At 55.7% G+C, this 14405-nt stretch carries 19 protein-coding genes and 3 tRNA genes; 8 read left to right on the top strand and 14 right to left on the bottom strand.

Going from position 1 to position 14405, the window contains the following annotated elements; genetic code table 11:
- Window position 1 precedes the first annotated feature (1 nt).
- Both AC2FJC_RS00915 and AC2FJC_RS00910 read right to left on the bottom strand, forming a co-directional pair.
- Window positions 2–1483, bottom strand: coding sequence for a hypothetical protein (locus AC2FJC_RS00915; RefSeq protein ID WP_496738061.1), 1482 nt, complete (start codon window positions 1481–1483; stop codon window positions 2–4).
- Between the two features lie 227 nt (window positions 1484–1710).
- Window positions 1711–1794, bottom strand: a tRNA-Tyr gene (locus AC2FJC_RS00910).
- 116 nt (window positions 1795–1910) lie between these two features.
- On the opposite strand from AC2FJC_RS00910, the gene rlmB reads away from it, so the two are divergent.
- From rlmB to AC2FJC_RS00890, 4 genes are all read left to right on the top strand, one after another.
- Window positions 1911–2684, top strand: coding sequence for a 23S rRNA (guanosine(2251)-2'-O)-methyltransferase RlmB (gene rlmB, locus AC2FJC_RS00905; protein WP_496738060.1), 774 nt, complete (start codon window positions 1911–1913; stop codon window positions 2682–2684).
- Window positions 2665–2979 carry a hypothetical protein gene (locus AC2FJC_RS00900; protein WP_496738328.1) on the top strand — a complete coding sequence of 105 codons (315 nt, stop codon included), beginning with the start codon at window positions 2665–2667 and terminating at the stop codon, window positions 2977–2979. Before rlmB ends, AC2FJC_RS00900 begins: the two co-directional genes overlap by 20 nt.
- A 104-nt stretch (window positions 2980–3083) precedes the next feature.
- Window positions 3084–3536: a YHS domain-containing (seleno)protein gene (locus AC2FJC_RS00895; protein WP_496724343.1), complete on the top strand. Its 453-nt coding sequence runs from the start codon at window positions 3084–3086 to the stop codon at window positions 3534–3536.
- Window positions 3537–3734: 198 nt separating this feature from the next.
- Entirely contained in the window at window positions 3735–4205 is a 471-nt protein-coding gene (locus AC2FJC_RS00890; RefSeq protein ID WP_496738059.1) for a CoA-binding protein, read from the top strand.
- A 3-nt stretch (window positions 4206–4208) separates the two neighbouring features.
- Here AC2FJC_RS00890 and AC2FJC_RS00885 read toward each other — a convergent pair whose 3' ends face one another.
- The 4 genes from AC2FJC_RS00885 to AC2FJC_RS00870 form a co-directional block, all read right to left on the bottom strand.
- Window positions 4209–4784: a hypothetical protein gene (locus tag AC2FJC_RS00885; RefSeq protein WP_496724347.1), complete on the bottom strand. Its 576-nt coding sequence runs from the start codon at window positions 4782–4784 to the stop codon at window positions 4209–4211.
- Window positions 4785–4856: 72 nt separating this feature from the next.
- Window positions 4857–5174 carry a phosphoribosyl-ATP diphosphatase gene (locus AC2FJC_RS00880; RefSeq protein ID WP_496738058.1) on the bottom strand — a complete coding sequence of 106 codons (318 nt, stop codon included), beginning with the start codon at window positions 5172–5174 and terminating at the stop codon, window positions 4857–4859.
- Entirely contained in the window at window positions 5171–5932 is a 762-nt protein-coding gene (hisF, locus tag AC2FJC_RS00875; RefSeq protein ID WP_496738057.1) for an imidazole glycerol phosphate synthase subunit HisF, read from the bottom strand. Before hisF ends, AC2FJC_RS00880 begins: the two co-directional genes overlap by 4 nt.
- Window positions 5933–6085: 153 nt before the next feature.
- Entirely contained in the window at window positions 6086–8302 is a 2217-nt protein-coding gene (locus tag AC2FJC_RS00870; protein WP_496738056.1) for a spermidine synthase, read from the bottom strand.
- Between the two features lie 243 nt (window positions 8303–8545).
- Here AC2FJC_RS00870 and AC2FJC_RS00865 point away from each other — a divergent pair, with 243 nt between their 5' ends.
- Entirely contained in the window at window positions 8546–8992 is a 447-nt protein-coding gene (locus tag AC2FJC_RS00865) for a DUF302 domain-containing protein (RefSeq protein WP_496724353.1), read from the top strand.
- Here AC2FJC_RS00865 and hisA read toward each other — a convergent pair whose 3' ends face one another.
- Window positions 8993–9712, bottom strand: coding sequence for a 1-(5-phosphoribosyl)-5-[(5-phosphoribosylamino)methylideneamino]imidazole-4-carboxamide isomerase (gene hisA, locus AC2FJC_RS00860; RefSeq protein ID WP_496724355.1), 720 nt, complete (start codon window positions 9710–9712; stop codon window positions 8993–8995).
- A 134-nt stretch (window positions 9713–9846) separates the two neighbouring features.
- On the opposite strand from hisA, the gene AC2FJC_RS00855 reads away from it, so the two are divergent.
- A complete protein-coding gene (locus AC2FJC_RS00855) occupies window positions 9847–10248 on the top strand; it encodes a DUF2147 domain-containing protein (protein WP_496720577.1) in 402 nt (133 codons plus the stop codon).
- 4 nt (window positions 10249–10252) lie between these two features.
- Here AC2FJC_RS00855 and hisH read toward each other — a convergent pair whose 3' ends face one another.
- Entirely contained in the window at window positions 10253–10891 is a 639-nt protein-coding gene (gene hisH, locus AC2FJC_RS00850; protein WP_496738055.1) for an imidazole glycerol phosphate synthase subunit HisH, read from the bottom strand.
- The gene (gene hisB / locus AC2FJC_RS00845) at window positions 10892–11479 is read right to left on the bottom strand and encodes an imidazoleglycerol-phosphate dehydratase HisB (protein WP_496738054.1); all 588 of its coding nucleotides are present in this window, start codon (window positions 11477–11479) and stop codon (window positions 10892–10894) included.
- Between the two features lie 153 nt (window positions 11480–11632).
- On the opposite strand from hisB, the gene AC2FJC_RS00840 reads away from it, so the two are divergent.
- Window positions 11633–11872 carry an Lrp/AsnC ligand binding domain-containing protein gene (locus AC2FJC_RS00840; RefSeq protein WP_496738053.1) on the top strand — a complete coding sequence of 80 codons (240 nt, stop codon included), beginning with the start codon at window positions 11633–11635 and terminating at the stop codon, window positions 11870–11872.
- A 1-nt stretch (window position 11873) separates the two neighbouring features.
- On the opposite strand, the gene AC2FJC_RS00835 is transcribed toward AC2FJC_RS00840, so the two are convergent.
- The 4 genes from AC2FJC_RS00835 to AC2FJC_RS00820 all read right to left on the bottom strand — a co-directional run bounded on the left by AC2FJC_RS00835 (window position 11874) and on the right by AC2FJC_RS00820 (window position 13668).
- The gene (locus tag AC2FJC_RS00835; RefSeq protein WP_496738052.1) at window positions 11874–12476 is read right to left on the bottom strand and encodes a hypothetical protein; all 603 of its coding nucleotides are present in this window, start codon (window positions 12474–12476) and stop codon (window positions 11874–11876) included.
- Window positions 12477–12531: 55 nt separating this feature from the next.
- Entirely contained in the window at window positions 12532–13398 is an 867-nt protein-coding gene (locus AC2FJC_RS00830; protein WP_496738051.1) for a GNAT family N-acetyltransferase, read from the bottom strand.
- 85 nt (window positions 13399–13483) lie between these two features.
- Window positions 13484–13558 (bottom strand) — tRNA-Gly (locus AC2FJC_RS00825).
- 35 nt (window positions 13559–13593) lie between these two features.
- Window positions 13594–13668: transfer RNA gene (locus tag AC2FJC_RS00820), tRNA-Gly, on the bottom strand.
- Between the two features lie 149 nt (window positions 13669–13817).
- On the opposite strand from AC2FJC_RS00820, the gene AC2FJC_RS00815 reads away from it, so the two are divergent.
- On the top strand, window positions 13818–13970 hold the full coding sequence (locus AC2FJC_RS00815; protein ID WP_496738050.1) for a hypothetical protein: 153 nt from the start codon (window positions 13818–13820) through the stop codon (window positions 13968–13970).
- 15 nt (window positions 13971–13985) lie between these two features.
- Here the strand turns inward: AC2FJC_RS00815 and AC2FJC_RS00810 are convergent, their stop codons facing one another.
- Window positions 13986–14369 (bottom strand): MAPEG family protein, encoded by a 384-nt coding sequence (locus AC2FJC_RS00810; protein ID WP_496724367.1) that lies wholly within the window; start codon window positions 14367–14369, stop codon window positions 13986–13988.
- Window positions 14370–14405: the final 36 nt, after the last annotated feature.

Genomic DNA, 14405 nt, shown 5'->3' with positions numbered 1-14405 from the left:
GTTAATCTGCAAACAGGGCTTCGGCGGCACGGCGCGCCTCGGGGTCGCGCTTGATCTCTTGGTTGTAAGGAAGCTCGGCCAGTTCGGGCACCGACTGACGCAGGATCGCCGCGTTTAGCTCTCCGTTCCGGCGCAGGGCAGGAGTAATGCCCATACTGCGCGAGATCAGATATCTGTCATTGAACGGATTGAGCGTAAAGTGACGCGGCATCCCGTTCAGCCCGGCACCCATTGTGTTTGGAAGGATGTTCTCAAGAAATGATAGGTCAAACGCGTAGCGGTGCGTTTCCGGTGGCAGTGTGTCAAGCCAAGTCATCACCTCACGTTGCCAATAGACAGCGGGTGGAATGCCTTCAGGCGCCCTTAAGCGCAGGCGCCGCACCAGATGTGGAAATCGAAACGCATCCTGCCCTTTCCACTGATTTGCACGGTTCATGTCCATGACATTTCCACGCATAGAAATCTCGGCATCAGGCAGGAATTCGTGTGCCGCCAGTTCACGATACCCCATAGTCGACGTATGTCCGCCCGTACGAAGCCCGAACAGCTTTTCCTCGAGGCTCAGTTCATCCGACGGGCCGTGTTCTTCAGCCAGCTTCATGCCATCAATCCGTTCGGGCTCAAAACCAAGCTTCTGTCCAATTTTCTGGGCAAGCAGACAATCCAGCGATGACAGATAGTTAATCCGGTGAGTATAAAACGCACTGACATGTCCAAGGTGGTCCTTGGCTGACGCGACCAGTGCCCGGCTGTCATACCCACCAGTAATCGGAATGGCGGACCGGAAAGATCGCGCAAGCGCACCAACTGTCGCCCCGAGACGTGTCACTATTTCTGATGCATCAGTGTCAATATCCGCAACTGCGGTAAACGGCGCGTCCGATCGGGGCCAATGGCGGTATTGCTGATACCGGTCAAGGGTCAGAGAGTGATTTGGCCGCGCCAGCCGCAAATCGCGATCACCAGTGATGCCCAGTGAAAAGTTGGTTGCCCCAGACATGACGTCCTCGACCCGGATATAGCGACTTGGCTCAATGGGTCGGTCCAGCGCCATGAAAGGTGATGAGCCGATAAGGCCGGTCTTTGGATCATAGAAACAGGACAATTCCAGGGTAGGATCGAAGTACAGCCTTTGCTCGCGTCCAAGCCTGCCGAATATGACAAAGCGCCCGGCCAGGTTTTCAAGCCAGTGTTCCAGATCGCGCCAAGTCGGACTGGTACCAAGATCGACCAGTGTATCGTCTGCTATTACCGTTCCGGTGTCGACCGCGATCCCCAGAATCAACAGCTGTAGGTTGGCGTTGGCGCAATCGGGTTGCGCAACGTTTAGCCGAGGACTGTGATGAATTTTGAACGGGGTGAACTCAACTGTATTCCAACCTTCGGGCGCTGCCACAGTGTCCGATCTGACCGCGTATTGATGGGGAAAAACATCATCGAACGGAATGCCAATATCCTGCGCTTCACGTATTGCCTGTAGCATTTATTCTCCACATCGGATTGATCCGCAAAGCCCTGACTTCGCTGGGTATCCGGCTGTTCGTTGTTTGCGATCAGATTAACCTGAGGCGATTTGCACTTCCAGTGACAAGACCGCTGATCCGTTGCGTAGCGTTCTGCCAATGTCAACAATTTGCAACAGAGCCTCGCAATCGAAGGCCAGTGCAAACGAAAAAGCTTGGATCGAGGGATCTCTATGTGATTGGAAAGTGGTGGGCGACCCTGGAATCGAACCAGGCGTGCGTCTCCGCGAGGGAGTTACAGTCCCCTGCCACACCTTGCGGCCTGTCGCCCACTGTCAGGCGTTGCACCTGACGTGGAGGCGTGATTACTAGCGCCTTGAAGAAGCGTCAACAGGAAAATTTGGCTTTGACGCAGGAAACCGAATTCCCGGCCCGGAGGCCCAAGAAATGAAGAAACCCAAGTGGGTCGTTGAAAAGGAACAGGCGCGCAAAGCTGCGGCGTCTGAAACCGTTTGGCTGTTCGGTTTGCATGCCGTTCGGGATGCTTTGATGAACCCGAACCGGCAGAAACTGAAACTGATTGTGACGCGGAACGCACGGGATAAACTGGCAGAAGCGATTGAATTTGCAGGGATTGAGGCCGAAATGGTCGATCCGCGAAAATTCACCGCGCCCATTGATCCCGGTTCAGTCCATCAGGGGGCTGCACTTGAGGTCAAGCCGCTGGATTGGGGCGGGCTGGCTGAAAATTGCATTGGGCGTGAGCATCCCAGGGTCATTTTATTGGACCGTGTTACCGACCCGCACAATGTTGGGGCGATTCTGCGCTCGGCCGAAGTGCTTGGAGCCAGTGCCGTGATCGGTACGCGGCACCATTCGGCGCCGGAGACGGGCGCGCTGGCCAAAACCGCGAGTGGAGCACTGGAGCGTCAGCCCTATCTGCGCGTGCGCAATCTGGCGGATACTATTGTCGAGCTGCAGAACATGGGCTTTCAGGTATTGGGTCTGGACGGTGAGGCTGAACAAACCATCGAGACGGCGTTGGGCGGCAAACTGGACCAACCTGTCGCGTTGGTGCTGGGGGCCGAAGGACCCGGCCTGCGGCAAAAGACCAAGGAAACTGTCAATCAAATGGTGAAAATCGACGCAGCCGGTGGGTTTGGGTCTCTCAACGTCTCAAATGCTGCCGCAATTGCCTTATATGCTTCAAGGCATCGATAGACAGGAGAGAGCCATTACCAGCCCGACCAAAATCGCCACCTGCTGTTATTGCGGAACGCGCGCTGCGTTGGTTCTGAAAGGGAAGCAACGCCACGAACTCAGCTGCTCTAGCTGTGGGGCCCCTTTGCATGACCTCAAGATGGTTCCCAAGCGCAAGCTGAGCAATGACAAGCCAAAGCGCGACAGCTACAAAACCGCTACCGCATACAAGTCCAAAAAGAAAAAGAAGAAAAAGGGGGTTTTTGCGCGCGTCATTGATGAAGCATGGGATGTGGTTGAGGATATCTTTGACTGACGCGGGATAAAGAGACACGAGCGTTCACAACCGCGTTAATAGGGGTGTTTCGCGCGACAAAAGATTGCATTTTGATACCCTGAATTTGTAATCCTGAGCATGTGATGCCAATCAAACGTTTCATACTTGGCGCGATAGCCGCCGTTGCCCTTCTTCCTGCCGCTCATGCACAGGACATGCCCGTCTTCTATGAGGCGGACGGTGCCGTCATGGCCGGCTACGACCCTGTCTCATATTTTCTTGAGGAAACGCCGGTACGGGGTTTGCCAGAGTATTCTGTGATCTGGAAAGGGGCTGAATGGCATTTCGCCTCGGCCGAGAATCGCGATCTGTTTGAAAGCAATCCCCGCGCCTTTTCCCCTCAGTTCGGGGGCTACTGCGCCTATGCTATGGCGCAAGGTATATTAAAAAGCACCGATCCGATGCTTTGGGACATGGTGGAAGGCCGGCTGTATCTGACCCACTCGCCTGAGATTGAGCAGCTCTGGCGCGGAGATCGTGCAGAATACATTCACATGGCCGAGAAAAACTGGCCTGTGGTGCTGTATCAAGACTAGGCGAATTTCCGCTTTCTTCGGCCTGTCATCACAAAAATGCGACGCCCCTCTTTTTTTCTCTGAACTTATGCCTAAATGTCACAGTGACCGCGGAACGGAACTGCCGCGGGTCATTTCACTGTCCCTCGTTCCAACAACTGGCGCTCAGGTTTGACCTGAGCGCTTTTTTCTTTGCTGCGCCAAGTCTAGGGTGGCCGCATGGCGAATTACACAGACCCATTCCTGAAAGACATCCTGCGTCGAACCAAGGTGATTGCCGTGGTGGGTGTTTCGATGAACCCGGTGCGGCCCAGCTATTATGTCGCCCGGTATCTTTCACTTAAGGGATACACAGTGATCCCGGTGAACCCGGGCCATGCCGGGAAGTTTCTTTTTGGCCAGACCGTCCGCGCGTCACTGTCTGACATTACTCAGCCGGTGGATATGGTTGACATCTTTCGCCGGTCCGAGGCCGTTCCGCCAATAGTCGACGAAGCCTTGTCTTCTTTTCCCGACCTGCGCACGATCTGGATGCAGATCGGCGTTGAACATCCCGAAGCCGCCGCCAAAGCACAGGCGCGGGGCATTGACGTTGTAATGAATCGTTGCCCGAAGATCGAATATCAGCGTCTGTTTGGCGAGCTGCGCATGGGTGGATTCGCGACCGGAGTGATTTCTTCCCGGTTGTGAATGCTAGCCGCCGACATAGGGCAGCAAGTCCCCGTATTGTTCCTGGCGGCGCTTTTCCAGAACAACGCTGCGCGGCACCCATTCATACTTGGTGTCTTCCACCAAGGGCGACCAGAACAGAACACCGCCGTACCGCCATGGGTCCAGCACGACGCCGTCATACATCGTCTCACCCTTGCGGCTTATGATGGCCGTGCTGTGGTCGATTCTGAACTGGTTGTCCGCATTTGCTATCGCACGGTGCAATTCCAAGGTTTGGAAGTTCTCTTGCTTCAGCCGACGTTCGATATCCTCGGCCCAATGCCAGCACAGCCCACGCGGGCGTAGACCCTTGTTGACCTTGGCATTGTGGATCAGCGGCGGGTCGGTGATTTCGTATTCCTGAACCAGCTGCGCGGTATATGAATAGGCGATGCGGGCCGCGCGATCGGCTTCTTCTGGGTCGATGTCGGGACCAAGGCTGCGGATTTCCGTTGCCAGTCTTTGAACTTCATCACCGGTCGTGCGCGGCGGGGCCGAACACGCGGTAATCATCACAAGCGAAAGCAAAGCCATTACACTGGCCAGAGCCTTGGTCATTCCCGCGTTCCTCGGTCGGTCCCACACTGATCCCTGACTATACAGGGCAGGGCGGCAGGACGGAACCCGCGCTTAGGTCTTTGGGCGCGATGCCTTTTCGGTGATGCCGCTTGTGCCCTGGCGGCGGGCCAACTCGGTCAATACGTCATCCAGCGCCACGTCCCGCGCGGCCAGCATGACCAGCAGGTGATAGAGGACATCCGCAGCCTCAGCGGTCAGCTTGTCTTTGTCACCCTTGACGGCTTCGATGATGGCCTCAACAGCCTCTTCCCCGAATTTCTCGGCACATTTCTCAGGCCCCTTAGCCAGTAGCTTTGCGGTCCAGCTGGAGTCGGGCTCGGCCCCCTTGCGGGTCTCAATCGTCGCGGCCAGATCGTGCAGGATGTTCATGTCAGCCTCATGGGGATGCCAGCAGCAGCCATGTGTTCCTTGGCCTCGCGGATGGTGTATTCGCCAAAGTGGAAGATTGAGGCCGCCAGTACGGCACTGGCCCCGCCCTCTGTCACACCTTCGACCAGATGATCCAGGTTGCCTACGCCGCCCGAGGCAATCACCGGCACGTCCACCGCGTCTGAGATCGCGCGGGTCAGGGGCAGATTGAACCCGGCTTTGGTGCCGTCGCGGTCCATCGAGGTCAACAGAATCTCGCCGGCCCCTTTGGCGACAACGGTTTTGGCGAACTCAATTGCGTCGATGCCGGTCGGTTTGCGACCCCCATGGGTGAAAATCTCCCATTTGCCCGGGCGGACGGTTTTGGCGTCGATGGCGCAGACAATACACTGGCTACCGAATTGATCCGCAGCTTCGGCGATGACATCGGGGTTGGCGACAGCGGCCGAGTTGAAGCTGACCTTGTCGGCACCAGCCAACAGCAGCGCCCGAACGTCGTCTTTGGTACGAACGCCTCCACCGACGGTCAGCGGAACAAAACACTGTTCAGCTGTGCGCTGAACCACATCGAACATGGTGCCGCGGTTTTCGTGGGTGGCGTGAATGTCCAGAAAACAGATCTCATCCGCGCCTGCTGCGTCATAGGCTTTAGCCGACTCTACAGGATCGCCCGCGTCACGCAGGCCAACGAAATTGACACCTTTGACAACACGGCCATCAGCGACATCCAGACAGGGAATGATACGGTTTTTCAGCATACCGGCGTCCTTTGTTGGCGCACCTGTATCGGCAAAACCCCGCCTTTTCCAGTGCCGTAAAGGCACCTTGAGGAAAACGGCGGGGTCATTTGAACCTTAAAAGCGAAATTTCCGCCGGTTGGGAGAAAACGCTGTCTCACATTAGTGCGTTTGCTACTTGTCTTTGAGCAATATGAGCGCGGACAGCAAGTTTGCCTTATCGTCCGTCCACGGCTCACCCCCATCAGAAACCACGGACTGCCATTTTCCATTTTGGACAAAACCGTCGACTCTTCTCTGATCTGGGCTGACAATCACCACTTGGGAATCCGATGCGCCTAGTTCGTTTGCGCCCGGCTCAACCCGATGGAACTGTTTGGCCGCGTGGAACCCAAGTTTGTCTGCAATACGCGAAAGCGGGTCGACCAGATCGTAGTACCGGTTGCTGATGTGAAAGACCAATATTCCGTCATCAGCCAGTCGCTCTGTATACATCCGCACCGCTTCTTCAGTGATCAGATGCACAGGAATAGCATCAGAGCTGTATGCGTCCAGGACGAGAATATCGAAGGAATAATCTGTGTGCGCCAGGACAATGCGTGCGTCACCAAGGTGTGTTGGCGAATCTGGTGCGCATTCCGAGATGTAGGTGAAAAGGGATGGGTTGCGCGCCACTTGGTCAACCATGGCGTCGATTTCAAAGAATGCCCATTTCTGAGATGGAAGCTTGTAGCAGGACAGAGCACCAACTCCGAGGCCGACAATACCGATGCTGTCGGCTTCTCGTCCGAATTCAGATGTTATGACCTGAGCCATTGGCCCTTTGGGATAGTAGTAAGACTTCGGCGTAGGTTTTTGACCAATTTCTGATTCCAACTGCAAACCGTGCAGTGTGGTCCCGTTTTGATACATTCTGAGGCCCGCAATTGAGAAAACCCTGTGCGTTCCAAAGAAGCTTCGATCTTGAAGCAACGAGTCCTTTTGTGGCCAAAGTACCGGCAGCATAAGTGCCGCGATAATCGCTATGATACGCGCAGGTTGATTACGGAACAGGATCAGTGCACCCAACAGGATCGCGGTTGCGACAACCGCGCGCAAGGCTCCATCTCCAAGAGGGTTTATTCCATCGATCATGCCGAAGCACAAAAGGATCGGGTAGCTGATAATCAGGCCAAATGCCAGATTCCTGGGCGTAACTGCGCCTTTCCCGATCAAGAGCAACCCGCCAGCCAAAATAAGCGTCATTTGCGCCTCGACTTCTAGGGCAAATGCAAAAGGTGCAATGATGGAATTGAACAATCCGCCAAAAGCACCGCCTATCGACAGTGCGATGTAGAACACTGTCAATTGCTCTGCCGGCGGTCTCATTTCATAAAGCAACCTATGTGCATACAAGGCGATTACAAATAGAATGGGAACGTACAACAAAAAGACGATGGGGTTTGTGTGATGGTCGATCAGGTTGGAAAGTAGGACGACACCAATCGCCAGCGCCAAAATCATCGGGATGTGTAAGGATTTGACACTAAGCCAATTCAGTTTCGCAAAGGCGAATATGAAGGAAAGAAGGTAGGTCGCAAGGGGCACAACCCAGATAAGCGGGATTGAACCCAGATCCGTACTGGCTTTCGTGGTAAAGGAAAGCATCAGGGATGAGGGTACGAAAGCGATCACAATCCAGGTTGCAATCTGCTTCATCTTTGGGGTGCTCTTCGCGACATCAGCTGCGATCGGCGCAAGGTCGCTGCTCGACCCGCGTAGCGCAATAAGGCCACTTACCGCCATCAACCCACCGAAAATGACAAAACCGACGGACCAAATTTTGCTGGTCGCACTGGCACCCAGAAGAGGGTCTGCCAGCAAAGGAAAAGCCAAAAGAGCCAGCAGTGATCCCACATTACTGGCGCTGTACAGGAAATAGGGGTCGTCTGCCGAAGGCCCGCCGGACCGTGAGTACCACGCCTGAAGCAATGGCGCATTCGCAGAAAGAACGGCAAATGGCAGGCCGACACCCAGGGCAAACAACTTAAGGGTTTGCAGTGCGGTCGAGCTGGATGCGTCATAGCTCCAGCCCTCGTTTATTGAGAGGGGCAGATACGTCAGCGCAGCCGTCCAAAGTACCAGGTGAGTAACAAGCTGCCAGCGCAGAGGTATCCATTTCGTCAGCACATGGGCGTAAATGTAGCCCAAGATTAAAACCATCTGGAAGAACAGCATCGCGGTCGTCCAAACCGCAGGAGCGCCACCGATTTGCGGTAGGACCAGCTTGGCAAACAGGGGCTGGACAAAAAACAGAAGAGATGCGCTGACAAAAATTGTGACGCAAAAACTGAATATGATCGCAATTCTGAACCAAGAATTGTTCGAATATTCTGTGCTCGTAATACTCACGGTGGCAAACCCTGCTCGAGTTATTTTTCAAACTGCTACAGGCGAAATAAGACCAAGTTTGGGCCAAGCTTGGTAAAATATCTGTCAGAATGGGCTATTGTTCTCAAATGCGGGACGGTCTGCGCAGGTTGCTAAGCTGTGAGATTCGGGGGCGCGGCAAGGCTTCGCCGATGCTGGAGATGTGATTGCAAGTTCGCGAAAAGCTGAGACAATTTGGATGAAATTTACAAAAGGAAACCCGATATGCGAAATCTGATACTGGCAACAATTTTGACTTTTGGAGGGGCGATGTCTGCCATGGCTGACGACATCATCAAGGTAAATTCGAACAAATCGGTGCAAGAGGCGATGGACGCCCTGGAAGCTGCCGTTGGTAACGCGGGCGCGACCGTCTTTGCCCGCGTCGATCACGCAGCGGGTGCGGAAAAGGTTGGCTTAACCATTCCCGCCAATCAGGTTCTGATCTTTGGCAACCCGGCACTGGGTACACCCGCGATGCAGATTGATCCACGTGCCGGGCTTTTCCTGCCGCTCAAAGTGCAGGCATACGAAGACGAGACCGGGCAGGTCTGGCTGGCCTATGAGGACCCGAAAGAGACGATGGATGAGCTAGACGAAGTCGAGAAATCACCTGTCATCGAAAAGATGCGCGGTGCGCTTGCCAAGCTGACTTCGGTTGCGGCCGAGTGATCAGCTTAAGGCGCGAATGGCCTCGGAAAGGTCAATCGCGCCATCGTAAAGCGCCCGGCCCGAGATCGCGCCGTCCAATGCCACGCCGCAATCACGCAGGGCGATCAGATCATCCAGCGAACTGACCCCACCCGAGGCGATGACCGGGATTGAAACCGCGCGGGCCAAATCTGCCGTAGCCCGGATGTTCGGCCCCTGCATCGCCCCGTCGCGATTAATGTCTGTATAGATGATGGCCGCAACGCCTGCGTCCTCGAAACTGCGGGCCAGATCGGTGATCTTCACGTTGGTCTCTTCGGCCCAGCCCTTAGTGGCCACCATGCCGTCGCGCGCATCGATGCCGACAGCAACTTTGCCCGGAAACTCCTTGGCAGCTTCACGCACCAGATCGGGGTTTTCGACCGCCACGGTGCCCAGAATCACGCGCGCCAGACCTTTGTCGATCCATGTCTCGATCGTGGACATGTCGCGAATGCCACCGCCCAACTGCGCGGGCACGTTGCATTCTCTCAGGATCGCTTCAACCGGGGCGGCGTTGACCGGTTCACCCGCGAAAGCGCCGTTCAGATCGACGAGGTGCAGCCATTCACAGCCTGCCTCCACAAAAGCCCGTGCCTGCGCTGCAGGGTCGTCGTTGAACACGGTTGCCTTATCCATTTCACCACGCAGCAGGCGTACGGCCTGTCCGTCTTTGAGGTCGATGGCGGGGTAGAGGATCATGTCAGGCGGCCCTATATCTGAACTGTTCGCGCGGGATATCGCACATGCAGGGCAGGGGATGCAACGCGACGCCAAGTCAATCTTGCTGGAATTGCCCAGCCGGGCCAGACTGAGCGGAATTAAGGGAGGAAATCATGAAGACATTCACACTTGCAGCCGGGTTTGCGGTATTGGCCAGCGCTGCTTTTGCAGCCGATCCGGTTGACGGGCTTTGGAAGACTCAGCCCGGGGATACCGGAGGGTATCTACACGTTTCGATTTCGGAATGCGGCAGCGCGATTTGTGGCACCATCGACACCGCCTTTGACAAAGACGGCAATGAGCAGCTGGAGTATGAAAACCTCGGCAAGCAGATCATCTGGGATATGGTGCCCGATGGCGGCGGCAGCTATAGCGGCGGCAAGATCTGGGCCCCGGACCGGGACAAGACCTACAGCTCGAAAATGACGCTGGACAGCCAGAACAAGCTGACCGTCAAAGGCTGTGCTGTAGGCGGTCTCGTGTGTCGCGGGCAGGACTGGACGCGGGTTCAGTAACCGCTCAGGGCGTCCAGGTCAGGAAGTTCCCGATCATCCGCAGGCCAACATCCTGACTTTTCTCAGGGTGAAACTGCATCCCAACCATTGTGTCGCGGCCGATCACGGCCGTGACCTCCTGCCCATATTCCACATAAGCCAAACGCTGCGCCGGATCGGTGACCCGGAAATGGTAGGAGTGCACGAAATAGGCGTGATCGCCTGACTGCACTCCAGCAAAGACCGGGTGGTCGCTTTCCAAAACCAGATCGTTCCAGCCCATATGGGGCACTTTCAGCGCGCTGTCCGATGGTTCGATCCGCACCACATCGCCTGCAACCCAGCCCAGACCGTCGGTCTCGGAGTATTCATGGCCTTTAGAGGCCATCAGTTGCATGCCGACGCAGATGCCCAGAAATGGGCGACCTTTCTGCTCGACTGCCTCGACCATCGCGTCGTAGATGCCTTTGTGGCCGCGCAGCTCAGCCGCGCAGGCAGGAAAAGCGCCGTCACCGGGCAAAACCAGTCGGTCGGCCCGCGCAACGACGTCGGCGTCTGAGGTCACGACAACCTCACCCGCGTCCATCTCGCGCGCCATGCGCTGAAACGCCTTTTCGGCCGAATGCAGGTTGCCGCTTTCGTAGTCGATAATGGCGGTTAGCATTTACAGCGCGCCCTTGGTCGACGGAATCGCATCAGCTTTGCGCGGGTCTGTCTCAACGGCCAGACGCAATGCGCGCGCGACGGCCTTGAAGGCAGCCTCGGCAATGTGGTGGCTGTTGAATCCGTGCACTTGGTCAATGTGCAAGGTGATGCCGCCATGGGTGCTGAGTGCCTGAAAGAACTCGCGCACCAGTTCGGTGTCGAAATTGCCGATCTTTGGGGTCGGAAGGTCCACGTTCCAGATCAGGAACGGACGGCCCGATAAATCCAGCGCGCAGCGTACTTGCGCGTCATCCATGGGCAAGTGGCACTCGCCATAGCGACGGATGCCTTTCTTGTCGCCCAAGGCCTGCGTCAACGCCTGGCCCAGTGCAATACCGGTATCTTCGACAGTGTGGTGGTCGTCGATATGATAATCGCCCTTGGCGCTGATCGTCATGTCGATCAGCGAATGGCGCGCAAGTTGGTCCAGCATGTGATCGAAGAACCCGACGCCGGTCTGATTGTCATAGGTGCCGGTGCCGTCAAGATTGACCTCGACCGAAATCTCGGTCTCGGCGGTTTGACGGCTGATCTTTGCGCTGCGCATGGGCGAATTCCTTTTGCTACAGGCGCGCTTATAGACGGGGATTGGTCGGCTTATCCAGACCAAGCGTTGCTTTCACTGCAATCTGTTGCAGGGGATTGCGCCCGGTGACGTGCCATGCCAGCCTGCCGGAAACTCAACCAACAGGTCCAAATCATGTCCACCTGCGTTTTCATTCAAATCCGCTGCACACCCGGCACCACCTACAAAGTCGCCGAAGAGATCGCGCTGCGCGAGCTTCACTCCGAGCTTTACTCGACCAGCGGCGAATATGACCTGCTGCTCAAGCTCTACATTCCCGAACCCGACGATGTCGGTCATTTCATCAATGAAAACCTGCTTGTGATCCCGAATATCGAGCGATCGCTGACCACTATGACCTTCAAGGCGTTCTGAGTCAGGCCGAAACGTCGGACACCGAACCTTGCGGCGCGGCACATGCCAAAATCGCGCCGTTACGCGCCTGCTGATCAGTTGTTCCTGCCCGGAGCAACTGATGTACACCGAACAATACCATCAGCGGAACACCAAGCGTGACCAGATAGTTGTCTCCGGCCACTTGCGACCAAACCAGACCGATTGTGCAGACAATCAGCAAAACGGCAGAGTGTGTGTTTCTCTGTTTCGCGCCGTTGGTCTGATAGTTCAGAAAACCGTTCGTTCTAAGAACCGTCAAAATGACACCCGTCAAAAACACGCTCATAAGAACGAGGGTCGCGATGTTCCCGGTCAAAATCGTCGCCGTGTCGCGATAGCCAAGCAAAATCAGGCATTCGATCAGTGGCGTGATCGCCACCATAAAGAGATTGATGCCAAGTAAAATTGGCTGTGGAGGCAGTGTTTTCCTGACATAGGTAACACAAACTGAGGCAGCCAGAACCGTGCCGACCCACCCAGCCAATCGCATATCATCCGTGGCCCGAAACAAAAGCATGAAAACCACGCCCGGCAGATTCTCAAACATCTCAAGCAGCAATCGCTTTTGGGTATCGCTGGGCATTCAGTAGATTTCCTTTTTGCAATTGCGCTTTTGGAATGTCGAGTGTGGGATGAAATTACCCCAATTCGAATGTAGTGATGCCGTAAATCCGGTCCAGATCAATGTCCGGTGCGTGGCTGGAATACATGCGGCCAGTTTCAAACACTTTGGTCAAACCCAACTGTTGCGCCATTGCCATAGCATGCGCGTTGGGGTTGGGCATGTCGATGAAGACCTCTGCATCCATCTGATCGGCGGGAAGTGTCGCCAGCAGCGACACCAAAAGGGCCTCTGCGATCTCGGGATTGTTCGCAAACAGGGGGCCCACCTTGTACCCGCTCAAACACCGCCGCAGGGTTGCATAGCCCTTGATCTGACCATCTTCTTCGAAGACGTGAGAGACGTGGCTGGGCGCGCCGAACCAAGCGTGAAGAAACGTGTCGCGCGGGGCAGGGAACAAGCCCCGGTCATACGTTTTCAGTTGATCCGTCAGGGCGCGTAGGGGTGTGATCTGATCGTGAAGGGACCGGCCCAATTGGTTTAGAATCTCACCGACCGTGCCCGAAAAACGATAATTGTCATAGGCCAGCTCGAACCCGAATTTGCGATAATTGTCTTGCTGTTCGACAACGCCATCCATGCCCATGTTCCGGTGCTGGCAATGCGCCTTGACCGCCTCGGCAACCTGTAACCCATATCCCGATCCGCGATACTCGGGTTGCACGATATAGAAGCCTAAAAACGAGTAGTTATCGTCGTAATTCACAGCGGACGCAGAGGCGATCATCTGCCCATCCAGAAATCCACCCTTGAATCCTTCTGGGTCCGAACTGCGGAAACAAACCGCATCGTGCAGGCCCGGGTTCCACCCCTCCTGACCGGCCCAGTCGACGGCGGTTTGAACTTCGTTTTCTGTCAAAGCGCGAATAACATATTCGGGCATCGGCGGACCTCTGTCGTGATTGCGTGCCATTCGAGAATGCCGCAACACCAGACAAAGAACCAGCATGTTCAGAGAGGTTTGTATCTGGAGCGGGCGAGGCGATTCGAACGCCCGACCCTAACCTTGGCAAGGTTATGCTCTACCCCTGAGCTACGCCCGCATCAGATACATATTTTCGACCTTTCGGTCTCTCAATGGAGCGGGCGAGGCGATTCGAACGCCCGACCCTAACCTTGGCAAGGTTATGCTCTACCCCTGAGCTACGCCCGCGCCGTTGAGTGAGGAGGGATGTATAAATTCCCAGGCATACCTGCAAGCGGAAAAAGCAAAAAAGAGGAAAATTCTTTGCGACGGAAGCCCGCCTCTTAACCGTTCAAGAACCAGAGCATCCAAGAATAAGAACGGTGGAGGTGACAATAATGGCGTATATTAAGGACCTGAAGATGGCGGCCCTGGCAGCGATGATTTTGCTGGCTACGGCGGTGTCTGGCAAAGGCGAGGATCGAAAGGGTGATGTCGAATCAATTTTTACGAAATCCCCTCGAATCGAAACGCGGATTTTGGCGGGGTAATCCCCGCCATCCCGATCACAGCGCCATCAAAAGGCTGGCTATCGCCGCAACCACAATCACGGCAAAGGTCAGCAACATGCCGATCTGGCGCAGAATCACAATCTGCGGTTTGCGGCCGAACCCATAGGCATGCAGTACGCGCCCGGCCAGAATGCCAAGGCCCAATAGATTGACCAGCCAGCCACCGGCGCCCTGCAGCTCGACCATGGCGATTAGTAACAGGGCAAACGGTGCATATTCGGCAAAGTTGGAATGCGTGCGCATCACTTTGAGCATGTCGGTGTTGCCACCATCGCCGTAAGAAATCTTGTCGCCGCGGCGCTGCAGGATGACCCGCACACTGAGCGCGACATAGAGAAGTGCCAGCAATGCGGCATAGACTGGGGTGATGGACAGCATGGTCTGCTCCTTTCAGGATCAAAAAAGGGCCGCCCG

Source organism: Ruegeria sp. CDSB117 (assembly GCF_059611005.1).
This window is presented reverse-complemented; position numbering and strand designations above follow the sequence as displayed.